Here is a 12595-nt window from a genome sequence, read left to right on the forward strand (position 1 = left end):
GGGCTTGGCGAGATGCGCGCTTACAGGGTATCGGAGAGAGGATGTCCGACGGTCGCCAGAAGCTCCCGCCCAAGAAGGAGGTCGCGCTCGCCCTGCTCGAGGGGCCCAGCATGTTCGTGCACCTCGACCCCCGACGCCAGGGCGTGCTGGTGCCGAAGCGCTTCCTCGACCAGCCGCAGCTCGTCCTGCAGGTCGGCATGAACATGTTCGTCCCGATCACCGACCTCAAGGTCGACGACGAGGGCATCACCTGCACGCTCTCGTTCGATCGGGCCCCCTTCTGGTGCCGCATGCCGTGGAACGCGATCTACGCCCTCGTCGGCGAGGACGGCCGCGGCATGATGTGGCCGACCGACATCCCGCCCGAGGTGGTGGCGCAGATGCAGGCCCCGCCGCAGCAGGCGAAGGACGCGCAGAAGCCCGCGCAGAAGAAGCCGCGGGCCAAGCTCGCCGCGGTCGCGGACGCGCCGCCCGAGCAGAAGCCCCAGCCCGAGGCGCCCATGCGCGTCGTGCCCGCGGAGCCCGAGCCCGAGCCCGAGCCCGAGCGCGAGGCGGAGGTGGCAGCGAAGGAGAGTTCGTCGGTCGAACCTGCGGCCGCCGAGGCCGCGGAAGAGCCGAAGATCGAGGAAGCCACGGAGCCTGCGCGCCCCGCGCCTGCCCCCGCGGCGCCGGGCCGCAAGCCGCGCCGCGAGTTGCCGCCCTACCTGCGGGTGGTCAAGTAGCAACGCGCGTCACTCCTGCTTGACCGTGGGAGCCGACCGCGCGAGTTTTCCACCGCCCATGCCCCCCTCGACCGTGGGGGACGCTGCTCGGACGAGCCGAGCCGTGTCGCCCGATTCCCTCCTGCGCCGCATCCTGGTCACGCTGGCCCTCATCGGCGCGGTCGTGGGGCTCGAGTTCTCGTTCGACCTCTTGATCCCCGACGTGGCCCTGCAACAGCTCGCGCTGTTCGCCATGGTCAACGTCATCGTGGCCCTGTCGCTGAACGTCATCAACGGCATGGCGGGGCAGTTCTCCATCGGCCACGCGGGCTTCGTGGGGATCGGCGCGTACACCGCGGCCATCGTCGCCGGCCACATCCACAAGGCGCTCGGCGCCGAGGACGTGTTCTTCTCGAACTCGTTCATCGTCATGCCCGCGGCGATCCTCGCGGCGGGCGTCGTGGCCGCGATCTTCGGGTTCGTCGTGGGCTTGCCGAGCCTCCGGCTCCGGGGCGACTACCTGGCGATCGTCACGCTCGGCTTCGCGGAGATCTTCCGGCTCGTGATCGCCACGGCGCAGACGGGCGGCGACGTCGAGGGGCCGGTGGCCGAGTTCCTCGCCTACCTCGGCGGGCAGAACGGCTACGCCGGTCCCGATCGCAACGGCGTGCCGCAGTACGCCGGCCCGTTCTGGATCTTCGGCGCGGTCGTGGTCTGCGTGATCATCGCGTGGCGGCTCAAGTTCTCGGGCTGGGGGCGCGCGCTCCGGGCGCTGCGCGAGGACGAGATCGCCACGGCGAGCGTGGGCGTCGATCCGACGCGGTACAAGGTGACCTCGTTCGTCCTCGCGGCGACGGGGGCCGGCATCGCGGGCGCGATGCTCGCGTCGATGCGCAACGGCAACCCCACCGTGCAGCCCGATCAGTTCACGTTCGCCTACTCGTTCGACGCGATCACCATGGTGATCCTCGGCGGCTCGGGCAGCGTGTCGGGCGCGATCGTGGGCGGCGTGTTCGTCACCTTCACGGTGAAGATGATCGAGCAGCTCCAGCGCTTCGAGTCGGTGCAGGCGCTCCAAGCGGCTTACCCTGCGCTCGACCTCAACGCGCTGCGCATGGTCGTCTACGCCTCCGTCTTGATCGGCCTCATGATCCTGCGCCCCGAGGGCATCTTCGGCGAGCGTGAGCTCGTGCGGCGCAAGCCGCGGCATCGCCTGAACCAGGCTCCTCCCGAGCCTCTGCCGGCGCGCACCGAGGCCGAGGCCCACCCGGAGGAGGGCACGGGTCCGCTCACGGGAAAGGCGGAGAAGTGAGCGCGCTCGAGCTCCAGGGCGTGACCAAGACCTTCGGCGGCCTGCGCGCCGTCGGGGGCGTGACCTTCAGCGTGCCCGAGCGCTCGATCTTCGGCCTCATCGGGCCGAACGGCGCTGGCAAGACGACGGTCTTCAACCTCGTGACCGGCGTCTACAAGCCCGACGCGGGCACGATCCGCTTCGCCGGTGACGAGCTCTCGCTCCTGAAGCCCGCGCAGATCGCGCGCCGCGGCGTCGCGCGCACCTTCCAGAACATCCGCCTCTTCGGCCAGCTCACGGTGCTCGAGAACGTGCTCGTGGCGTGCGAGAACCGCAGGCGCTCGGGCCTCTTCTCGGCGCTCCTGCGCTCGGGCTCGTTCTACCGGGACGAGGCCGAGATGCAGAAGCGCGCCCTCGAGTTGCTCGCGATCTTCGACCTCGACAAACTCGCCGACGAGACCTCGACCTCGCTCTCGTACGGCAACCAGCGCCGCCTGGAGATCGCCCGCGCGATGATGCTCGAGCCGAAGATCCTCCTGCTCGACGAGCCGGCCGCGGGCATGAACTACGGCGAGGCCGAGGGCCTGAAGAAGCAGATCCAGTGGCTTCGGGATCGCTTCGACCTGACGGTGATCCTCGTCGAGCACAACATGCAGGTGGTCATGGGCGTGTGCGAGGAGATCCACGTGCTCGACCACGGCGAGACCATCGCCCACGGCAAGCCCGAGGAGATCCGCAAGAACCCCAAGGTCCTCGCCGCGTACCTCGGCGAGGAGGCCCCGGACGAGGGCGCGCCTGCCGCGCGACCCGCCGCGCAAGAGGAGGAGGCCGCGACGTGAAGACCGCGCACCCCACGCGCAAAGCGCCCGCGGCCGAGACGGGCACACCGCTGCTCGTCGTCGAAGACCTCGCGGTCTCGTACGGTGGGATCAAGGCGCTGAAGGGCGTGAGCCTCGAGGTGCGGCGCGGCGAGATCGTCGCGATGATCGGCGCGAACGGCGCGGGCAAGACCACGACGCTGAAGACGATCGTGCGGCTCTTGCCGATCGCCTCGGGCAAGGTCGTCTACGACGGCAAGGACCTCGCGGGCGTGCCCGCCGAGCAGATCGTTGGCCTCGGCATCTCGCTCGTCCCCGAGGGCCGCGCGATCTTCCCGAACCTCACGGTGCGCGAGAACCTGGAGATCGGCGCGTGGAACCACAAGGACCGCGTGACGATGGACGAGACGCTCGAGGACGTGGTGCGCCTCTTCCCGCGCCTCGGCGAGCGCATGAAGCAGGAGGGCGGCACGCTCTCGGGTGGTGAGCAGCAGATGCTCGCGATTGGCCGCGCGCTGATGGCGCGGCCTTCCATGCTCCTGCTCGACGAGCCTTCGCTCGGCATCGCGCCCCGGCTCGTCGCGGACATCTTCGAGGCGATCGCGCGTGTCGCGCAGGCCGGCACGACCATCCTGCTCGTCGAGCAGAACACGCGCCTGGCGCTGAAATACAGCATGCGGGCGTACGTGCTCCGTACCGGCGAGATCGCGATGAGCGGCGATTCGAAAGCGCTCGCGGCGAACGAAGAGGTCCGCGCGGCCTATCTCGGCGGCTAGGGCTACGCGCCTGGCCTCGCCTGCCGCGAATTGACGCGGCACGTGATGTGCAACCCCGATCGCACCACGCCGCCCCTCGCGCCGCGCCGAACCTCGCTTCGTGGGTTTTGCCGGCTGCTGGGCCTTCGGCGTGTCTTTTGCTAGGGGCGAACCATCATGGTGAACGATTCCGCGATACGCGTCCTGGTCATCGACGCCGACCCCACGAGCGCAGGTGATCTCGCGTCGTTTCTCACGGCCCATCATTACGACGTGGCGACCTGCTCCGCCCTGGACGGGGCCCGGAGCGCGGTCTCGTCGCGCAGGCCGCACGTGCTCGTGCTCGCGACCAAGGATCACCCGCACGCCGAGGTCGAGGAGGTGCGGAAGGTGTATCCGAGGCTCCCGCTCGTGCTCTGGACGGCCGAGGCGGGGCAGGAGCTCCTGCTCGACGTCGAGGCCTTCGCCCCCGCGGTCCCCGCCTGCCCCTCGCGTGGCTTCGGCGACGTCGAGTCGGCCGTCGAAGCGCTGGCGCACTTTTCCTGACCCCCCTGCACATCGATCCTCTCGCGAGGGCCCACGGGTTCGTCGTGGCTCGGCGGACACACGTGCGTGTCTGAGCGCCGCGCTTGCGGAGCGCGGCGGGAAAGGCGACCATCCGGCCCCCTGGTCAGAGTACGACCCAGCTTGGGCGCGCTCACATTTACTTGCAGCGCCTTCGCCGAGGCTCCCGCCTCGCTCGCGCCCTCCGGAGGACCGATGTCGAAATTCAAGGGCTTCCTCGCCGTCCTTGCGGCGCTGTGCGTCTTCGTGTTCGCGCAGCGCGCAGAGGCGACGCACTTCCGTTACGGCAACATCACCTGGACTGTCCCCAATCCGAACGAGGAGCCGCGCACGGTCGCGTTCGAGGTCACGGTCGCGTGGCGCTCGGATTACATCGACTCGACCATCCTCAACTTCGGCGACGGCTCCACGAACCCCTCCACGCAGGGCACCTTCCTCGGCACGGGGTTCGACACCGGGGGCAATGAATACTCGTTCTACCGGTACCGCGTCCTGCACACCTACGCGACGGCCGGGCAATACACGGCGTTCTTCACGAGCTGCTGCCGCATCTCGGAGCTCATCAACGCCGGCGACGATACCTTCCGCGTCGAGGCCAAGGTCGACCTCACGCCGGGCAACAGAGGCAACGCGATCTCCGTGCTCCCCGCGATCGTCCAGATGCAGGTGGGCGGGATCCGCACGATCCAGATCCCGGCCATCGATCCCGACGGCGCGCCGGTGAGCTGCCGCTTCGCCAAGAACAACGAGATCGGCGACACGACCACGATCATGCCCCCCGTGATCGGCGGCACGGCGCCGACCCTCACGCAGAGCAGCAACCCTCCCGGCTGCACGCTCACCTGGGACACGACCGCCGGGGTGGGCGGCTCGCGTTATGCGGTCCAGGTCGTCCTCGAGTCGACGAACCCGCAGAACAACAACGTGAGCAGCGCCGCGCTCGACTTCATCCTCGAGCTCGTGCAGTCGCCCGTCCCCACGTGCACGGGCAGCGGGAGCTGGGTCGCCGAGGTCGGCGATACGCTGACGAAGACCTTCACCGGCACGCTGCCGAACTCGACGCTCCTGTTGACGTCGATCGGCTCGATCGGCGTCCTGAACCCGGGCATCAACACCACGAACCCGAGCCCGTTCGGGACGACGCTCACCTGGACGCCGAGCAAGTTCGACGCGGGCACACACGTGCTCGCGGTCATCTTCACGACCCCGCAGAACATCAGCGGCTACTGCACGGCCACGATCACCGTGCCCCAGTGCCCCCAGTACGGCACGCCCTGCAGCGGGGGTGTCGGCGCTTGTTACACGCCGGGGATCCTGAAGTGCTCCGGGCCGAACGTCGTGTGCACGGCCGTGCCCAAGAACCCGTCGCCCGAGATCTGCAACAACATCGACGACGACTGCAACGGCACGGTCGACGACAACAACCCCGAGTCGAACCTGCCCTGCAACACGCCGTTCCCCTCGATCTGCAAGCCGGGCGTGACGAACTGCAACGCAGGCGTGCTCGAGTGCGTGGGCGACGTCGCGCCCGGCAGCGTGCCCGAGACCTGCAACACGATCGATGACGATTGCGACGGTCAGGCCGACGAGGGCTACGGCACCGGCGTCGACTGCTCCGACGGCATCGGCGTGTGCCAGGTCTACGGCAAGATCGTCTGCGACGGGCCGGAGAGCACGAAGTGCAGCGCCATGGCCAACGGCCCCGGCTCCGAGCTCTGCGACGGCATGGACAACGACTGCGACGGCGAGGTCGACGAGGACCTCGGGCTCGGGGACGCTTGCACGTCGGGCCTCGGCGAGTGCCAGGCGAGCGGCGTGAACGTCTGCGGCGCCCAGGGCGCCGTGGTCTGCAGCGGCACGGCGGGCACGCCGGTCTTCGAGGTCTGCTTCGACGGCCTGGACAACGACTGCGAAGGCACGGTCGACAACGGCTGCGGCGACGCGGACGGCGACGGCATCTTCGACGGGGTCGAGGAGCGCGAAGGCACGGACCCGAACGACGCCGACAGCGACGACGACGGCGTGCTCGACAACGACGAGCCGCTCTGGGACGAGGACTCGGACGGCGACGGGCTCATCAACGCGCTCGACCCCGACAGCGACGACGACGGCGTCTTCGACGGCACCGAGCTCGGCAAGAACTGCGACGACCCGGCCACCGAGGCAGAGCTCGGCCACTGCAAGCCCGACGGCGACAGCGGCCAGACGGTGACCGATCCGCTGAACGCCGACACCGACGGCGACGACAAGAGCGACGGCTCGGAGGACCCGAACCTGAACGGCGTCATCGACCTCGACGAGGGCGACCCGCAGAACCCCGGCGACGCGAGCAAGACGAAGGACTTCGACGACGACGGCCTCGGCGACGCGCTGGAGAAGACGCTCGGCACGAACGAGAAGGACGCCGACAGCGATGACGACGGACTGCTCGACGGCGACGAGCGGAACCCGAGCGACGACACCGACGGCGACGGGCTCATCAACGTGCTCGACGTCGACAGCGACAACGACGCGCTCTTCGACGGCACCGAGGCGGGCAAGGGTTGCCAGCACCCCTCGACGGACAAGATGGCCGGCCACTGCCGCGCCGACGGCGATCTCGGCGGCACGAAGACGTCCGTGGTCTCGCGCGACACCGACAAGGGCGGCGTGATCGACGGCTCCGAGGACGCGAACCTGAACGGCGTGGTCAACGCGGGCGAGCTCGACCCGCGGAGCGGCGACGACGATCAAAACGTCGTGGACAGCGACGGCGACGGCCTGAGCGACGCGCTCGAGGGCGCGCTCAAGACGGGCGTGAACGACGCGGACTCGGACGACGACGGCCTCGCCGACGGCGACGAGCCGAACCCGAGCGACGACAACGACGGCGATGGCGGCATCAACCTGAAGGACTTCGACGCCGACAACGACGGCCTGTTCGACGGCACGGAGGCGGGCCGCGCGTGTGACGGCGAGGGGACGGAACTCTCGGCGGACAAGTGCATCGCCGACATGGACAGCGGCGTGACGAAGACGCTCGTGCTCGTCGCGGACACGGACGGCGGCTCGAAGAACGACGGCGACGAGGACAAGAACCGCAACGGCGTCGTCGACGCGGACGAGACGAACCCGCTCTTCGCCGGCGACGACCTCGGGACGTCGCCCGGCTGCGGGCGGGACGCGGACTGCGGCAACACGTCGAGCGGCATGATCTGCGAGGACGGGAGCTGCGTCGCCGGCTGCCGCGGCGTCGAGGGCAACACCTGCCCCGAGGGTCAGGTGTGCAACTCGACGACGAACGCGGCCGGCCAGTGCGAGCCGAAGCCGCCCGTCGACGAGGTGCCGGGCACGCCGGGCAGCGCCGAAGGTTGTGGTTGCCGCACCGCGCCTTCGCAGGGCGGCGCGTTGCCCATCACGCTCACCCTCGTCGCGGGCCTCCTGCTCGCGACGCGCCGCCGCCGCGCGGCCTGAACCTGCCCTCCCTCACCCCTCTCCCGCGTGCGGGAGAGGGGCCGGGGGCGAGGGGCTCTCAGCCCGTCCCCTCGTCCGCAGCGACGAGCCCATCGTAAAACTCGGCCACGATCGACGCGAGCCACGCCTGCGCCGCCGGCGTCCCCAGCGTCGAGAGGAGCGCGGGGAACGTCGCGTCCGCGAGCTTCTCGACGAGCTCGCGCGGGGGTTTGTCCGGGAGCCCGAGCGACGCGAGCACCTCGGAGACCGGCTTCTCTTCGTTTTCCTTCACCCACGCGAGCACGAACGCCCGCCGCCGCGCCGCGAGCGTCGCGTGGGCCGCGAGGTGCGCCGCCACGTCGACGCCGATCCGTGCGCCTTGCGTCGTCGCGTCGACGTCGAGCATCACCTCGGCGAAGCGTTGCTCGAGGAGGAACTCGGCCAGCCTCTGCCGCAGCGCGACGAAGGGCGGCTCGCTGCCGCGCGCGAGGATCGACTCCGCGGCGTTCTTCACGGCCTTGCCCGAGAAGCCCAGCAGAAACTTCCGGATTTCCGGATCGAGCCGCTTCTCGAAATCTACGCGCAGCCCGTCGATCGCCTTGCCCACGCCGCCGAGCCCGAACGGCCCGAGCTTCTTCATCAGCGAGGGCAGCCCCCACTCGGCGACGAACGGGTTCACGCGCTCGGAGAACTGCTTCAGCGCGTCGGCCATCACCTCGCGCATGACCTCGCGCGCCGCCTCGCTCTCGGCGATCTCGCGCACGAGCTTCGGCGGCAGGACGTCGGGGCGCGCGAAGAGCGCGGCGAGCTCGCGCCTCGCGTGCTCCGGTACGAACGAGCCGATCGTCGCGTCCTCCTTCACCAGGACCGCGTGCACCTCGCGCGCGAGCCGCTCGATCGCGGGGCGCAGCTTGGTGTCGACCGTCTGCTTGGTGATCGCCGCGTCGAGGGCGGAGACGAGCGAGCTCGGCTCGACGACGCGACCGAGCGGCGCGAACCGGAGCTCGTCGAGCACGTCGGCCACGGTCTTCTGCCACTCGGCGCGCGCCGCGGGCGAGGAGAGCCGCGCTCGCAGGAAGGCGATGTGCCGCGTCTTGAGGTCTTCGAGCGCGGCGCGGGTCGTCTGCACGGATCGTTCGTTCACCTTTCGAGCGTAACCCGGGTGTCGAGGTTCGTCAGGACTTGTCACGGCCGGCCGGGCCCTCGCGGCGCGCCGTGACGAACGGAGACAAACGGAGACAACGTTTTACAAGTCCATGACAACTATGACGGCCGGGCTCTGGTACTCCCTCGTCGTTCTGCTGTTTTTTTGCGCCCGAGGGAGGCGCGCACGATGCTCCACACGATGCTCGTCGTCCTGTACTTCGCCGTCCTCCTCGCTCTCAGCTCCTACGGCCTGCACCGGCTGCACCTCGTGTTCCTGTGCTTGCGGCATCGCCGCGAGATCGAGCGCGCGAAGCAGATGCCCGAGGTGGCCGAAGAAGACCTGCCGCGCGTGACGATCCAGCTCCCGCTCTTCAACGAGTCCACCGTGGCCGCGCGCCTGCTCGACTCGACCGCGCGTATGGATTACCCGGCGGACAAGCTGGAGATCCAGGTGCTCGACGACTCGACCGACGAGACGCAGGCGCTCGTCCGCGCGCACGTCGACCGCCTGCGCGAGCGCGGCGTCGACGCCGTGTACCTGCACCGGACGAACCGCGTCGGCTACAAGGCGGGCGCGCTCGACGAGGGCCTCAAGGTCGCCAAGGGTGACCTCATCGCCATCTTCGACGCGGACTTCATCCCGCAGCCCTCGTTCGTCCGCAGCATCGTGGGTCACTTCCAGGACCCGAAGATCGGCATGGTGCAGACCCGCTGGGGCCACCTGAACCGCGACCACTCGGTGCTCACGAAGGTGCAGGCGCTCATGCTCGACGGCCACCACCTCGTCGAGAACCGCGCGCGGTACGGCGCCGACCTGCTCTTCAACTTCTCCGGCACCGGCGGCATGTGGCGCAAGAACGCGATCCACGAGGCCGGCGGCTGGCAGCACGACACGCTCACCGAGGACCTCGACCTCTCGTACCGCGCGCAGCTCGCGGGCTGGAAGTTCGTCTACCGCGAGGACGTGGTCTCGCCGTCGGAGCTGCCCGAGGACGTCTCGGCGCTCCGCGCGCAGCAGTACCGCTGGGCCAAGGGCACGGTGCAGACGGCCCGCAAGCTCCTCAAGCGCGTGCTCTCGTCGGACATCAGCTTCTCGCAGCGCCTCGAGGCGTTTTTCCACCTCACGCCGCACTTCGCGTATCCGCTGCTCGTGACCCTGAGCGTCCTGCTCCTGCCCGCGCTCGTGCTCATGCCGGCCACGGACACGCTCACGATGCTCATCGTCGACCTGCCGCTCTGCGTGGCCACGACGGGCTCGCTCGCGGCCTTCTACATGCTCGCCGAGGCGGCCCAGGGCCGGAGCCGCCTCAACGCGCTCACGCGCCTGCCGATGCTCATCGCCCTCGGCACGGGCCTCGCGCCGCACCTTTCGAAGGCGGTCTTCGAGGGCCTGCGCCACATGGCCGGTGAGTTCGTCCGGACGCCCAAGCAGGGCGTCAACAAGGGCCGTTACCGCGCCCGCGCCGACCTGCCGCTGCTCGAGACGGGCCTCTGCCTGCTCTCCTTCGGCGCGACGGTCGCCTCGATCCAGACGGGCCACTACTTCGCCACGCCCTTCGCGGCGCTCTTCACGATCGGCTACGGCTACGTGGCCATGCTCGTGGCGCACGAGCAGGCGACGCGCCGCCGTGAGGCCGCGCCCTCGCTCCTCGCCGCGTCGAGCGAGCGCCCCAGCGAGCCCACGGCCGCCGCCGAGCAGCCCGTCGGCAAGCTCGCCGCCTGATCCTCCCGCCTCCCGCGTCGCCCTGACGCCCCGTCACCCCACGATCTCGATCAACTCCCCCCTGGATATTCCCGGCCCGGGCTCTTATCCTCGGCGTCGTACAGGCGGGACTTCGTCTATGACCAAGGCCGAAATCGTACAAGCCGTCTATGGCCGGCTCGGGGGGTTCTCGAAGAAGGAGTCTGCGGACCTCGTCGATCTCGTCTTCGAGACGATGAAGGAGACCCTCGGCCGCGGCGAGAAGATCAAGATCTCGGGCTTCGGCAATTTCGTCCTGCGCGACAAACGTCAGCGTCAGGGCCGGAATCCGCAGACGGGCGATCCGATCGTGATCACCGAGCGCCGCGTCCTCTCCTTCAAGGCGAGCCAGATCCTGAAGCACGCGCTCAACCAGCGCGCCTCCGGGAGCAACGGCGCCGCGGCGTCCGCCGTCGCGGAGGAGTGAGCGGCTTGTCCGGGCGTCGAGAGCTTCCCGCGAAGCTCTACTACCGCATCGGAGAGGTCGCCGGGATCGTCGGCGTCGAGACGCACGTGCTCCGTTACTGGGAGAGCGAGTTCCGCTCCATCCGGCCGCAGAAGTCCGCCAAAGGGCAACGCGTCTACTCGCGTCGCGACGTGGAGACGTTGCTCAAGGTGAAGGACCTGCTCTACGCGCACCGCTTCACGATCGCGGGCGCGCGCCGCAAGCTGCGCGAGGGCGGCATCGAGCCGCCCGGCGAGGACGATCCGAGCGTGGAGCAGGCGCGCAGGATGCGCGAGGCGCTGCTCGACATCCGAAGCGAGCTCGTCGCGATGATGCGTGAGCTCGACGAGCCCAAGGCCGCGGCGAAGAAGAGCTAGCGCGGAGCGTGATGACCGAGCGGCGCGAGGAGGCGCTCTCCGGCGGGGCCGTCGTGCGCTTCGACGTGCCCGCGGGCGCGGCGGAGGAGCGAGCCGAGGCGCTGCCGCGGATCGAGGTGTCGAGCCTGAAAGGCGCGCGCGTGAGCCTGCGGCGTGGCTTCGTGGACGAGGTGGGCCTGCGGCTTCGCGTGGCGTGCGTGGAGGCGCCGTCGGATCGGTTCGCGCCGGGCCTCGAGGAGGTCGTGTTCGGCATGGCGACGCACCTCGCGCGCGGCGCGGCCTCGGAGGGCGTGGCGCTCGAGCGCTGGGACGCCGAGGGCATCACGCGGCACGACGGTCGCTTCGAGCAAGCGCTCACGGGCCGAGGCGCGCGTGGCGACGCTCCCGTCACGTTTCGAGGCCGGCACGTGCTCGGCTTCGAGGGCGCGGCGCGCGAGGCGGTCTTGTGTACGTTCGTCTGCGAGGAGCCACGAACGGGCGAGCGTTGCGGCGAGCTCGTGGCGAAGGCGGAGCTCGGCTCGCTCGTGCCGCCTCCGCCGCCGAGCTTGCTCGTGCGTTCGATCTTGATGGCTGCCGAGCGGCCGCGTGACGCGGCCTTGCTCGGCGCGGGGATCGGGGTGCTCTTCGTCGTGGTGCTGCTCGCGCGAAGGCCGCGACCTTCGCCCTGAGCTCAGAACGGGATGTCGTCGCCGCCGTCGTAGCCGAAGTCGTCCGGCGGAGGTCCGGGATCCGGCGCAGGCCGGCCACCGCCGCCACCACCACCGCCGCCACGTGGAGCGCCGCCGCCACCACCGCCGCCGCCGCGCGGGGCGCCGCCGCCGTAGCCGCCACCGCCGCCGCCGCCACGTGGAGCGCCGCCGCCGCCGCCGAAGTCGCCGTAATCGCCGCCGCCGCCGCGCGCGGGCGGGCCGCCGAAGTCGGCGGGCGGGCCCGTGTCGTCGCCTGCGGGCGCGCCGCGACCGCGGCCGGCGAGGATCACGTTGTTCGCGATGACCTCGGTCTTGTAGCGCTTGTTGCCGTCGCGATCGTCGTAGCTCGACGTGCGGAGCGAGCCCTCGACGAACAAGGACGAGCCTTTGCCGAGGATCTTCGCGAGCGCCTCGCCGCGCTTGCCCCACACGACGACGTTGTGCCAGTCGGTGCGCTCGCGGCGGACCTTGTCCTTGTCGAGGTAACTCTCGGTCGTGGCGAGGCGGAGGTTGAGCACGGCCTGGCCACCCTGGGTGAACCGGAGCTCGGGATCCGCGCCCAGATTTCCGAGCAACATGACGCGATTGAAGCCTTCCGCCATCGACTTGTCCTTCCTGTCGTCTGCATGTCCCCTG

The 12595-nt window shown here is 70.0% G+C and carries 12 protein-coding genes; 10 read left to right on the forward strand and 2 right to left on the reverse strand.

The genetic code is table 11. The annotated features are described in order from the left end of the window. Positions 1–41: 41 nt before the first annotated feature. The 6 genes from GF068_RS23465 to GF068_RS23490 all read left to right on the forward strand — a co-directional run bounded on the left by GF068_RS23465 (position 42) and on the right by GF068_RS23490 (position 7582). Positions 42–722, forward strand: coding sequence for a ClpXP protease specificity-enhancing factor SspB (locus GF068_RS23465; RefSeq protein WP_153821653.1), 681 nt, complete (start codon positions 42–44; stop codon positions 720–722). Between the two features lie 103 nt (positions 723–825). Then, positions 826–2013, forward strand: coding sequence for a branched-chain amino acid ABC transporter permease (locus GF068_RS23470; RefSeq protein ID WP_338046532.1), 1188 nt, complete (start codon positions 826–828; stop codon positions 2011–2013). Then, positions 2010–2831 (forward strand): ABC transporter ATP-binding protein, encoded by an 822-nt coding sequence (locus GF068_RS23475; RefSeq protein ID WP_338046533.1) that lies wholly within the window; start codon positions 2010–2012, stop codon positions 2829–2831. Before GF068_RS23470 ends, GF068_RS23475 begins: the two co-directional genes overlap by 4 nt. Continuing rightward, positions 2828–3586 carry an ABC transporter ATP-binding protein gene (locus tag GF068_RS23480; RefSeq protein ID WP_420814125.1) on the forward strand — a complete coding sequence of 253 codons (759 nt, stop codon included), beginning with the start codon at positions 2828–2830 and terminating at the stop codon, positions 3584–3586. Before GF068_RS23475 ends, GF068_RS23480 begins: the two co-directional genes overlap by 4 nt. A 156-nt stretch (positions 3587–3742) precedes the next feature. Then, entirely contained in the window at positions 3743–4111 is a 369-nt protein-coding gene (locus GF068_RS23485) for a DNA-binding transcriptional response regulator (RefSeq protein ID WP_153821655.1), read from the forward strand. A gap of 213 nt (positions 4112–4324) precedes the next feature. Further along, positions 4325–7582: a MopE-related protein gene (locus GF068_RS23490; RefSeq protein ID WP_153821656.1), complete on the forward strand. Its 3258-nt coding sequence runs from the start codon at positions 4325–4327 to the stop codon at positions 7580–7582. 58 nt (positions 7583–7640) lie between these two features. On the opposite strand, the gene GF068_RS23495 is transcribed toward GF068_RS23490, so the two are convergent. After that, positions 7641–8705, reverse strand: a complete 1065-nt coding sequence (locus GF068_RS23495) for a hypothetical protein (protein WP_153821657.1) — start codon at positions 8703–8705, stop codon at positions 7641–7643. 189 nt (positions 8706–8894) lie between these two features. On the opposite strand from GF068_RS23495, the gene GF068_RS23500 reads away from it, so the two are divergent. The 4 genes from GF068_RS23500 to GF068_RS23515 all read left to right on the forward strand — a co-directional run bounded on the left by GF068_RS23500 (position 8895) and on the right by GF068_RS23515 (position 11938). Next, a complete protein-coding gene (locus GF068_RS23500) occupies positions 8895–10430 on the forward strand; it encodes a cellulose synthase family protein (protein WP_153821658.1) in 1536 nt (511 codons plus the stop codon). A 118-nt stretch (positions 10431–10548) separates the two neighbouring features. Further along, positions 10549–10875 (forward strand): integration host factor subunit alpha, encoded by a 327-nt coding sequence (locus GF068_RS23505; RefSeq protein ID WP_153821659.1) that lies wholly within the window; start codon positions 10549–10551, stop codon positions 10873–10875. A 5-nt stretch (positions 10876–10880) separates the two neighbouring features. After that, positions 10881–11270: a MerR family transcriptional regulator gene (locus GF068_RS23510; protein ID WP_153821660.1), complete on the forward strand. Its 390-nt coding sequence runs from the start codon at positions 10881–10883 to the stop codon at positions 11268–11270. 11 nt (positions 11271–11281) lie between these two features. Next, positions 11282–11938 (forward strand): hypothetical protein, encoded by a 657-nt coding sequence (locus tag GF068_RS23515; RefSeq protein ID WP_153821661.1) that lies wholly within the window; start codon positions 11282–11284, stop codon positions 11936–11938. Positions 11939–11940: 2 nt separating this feature from the next. Here GF068_RS23515 and GF068_RS46385 read toward each other — a convergent pair whose 3' ends face one another. Then, positions 11941–12561: a single-stranded DNA-binding protein gene (locus tag GF068_RS46385; RefSeq protein ID WP_153821662.1), complete on the reverse strand. Its 621-nt coding sequence runs from the start codon at positions 12559–12561 to the stop codon at positions 11941–11943. Positions 12562–12595: the final 34 nt, after the last annotated feature.

This window comes from Polyangium spumosum, from assembly GCF_009649845.1.
Classification (GTDB): Bacteria; Myxococcota_A; Polyangia; order Polyangiales; family Polyangiaceae; genus Polyangium; species Polyangium spumosum.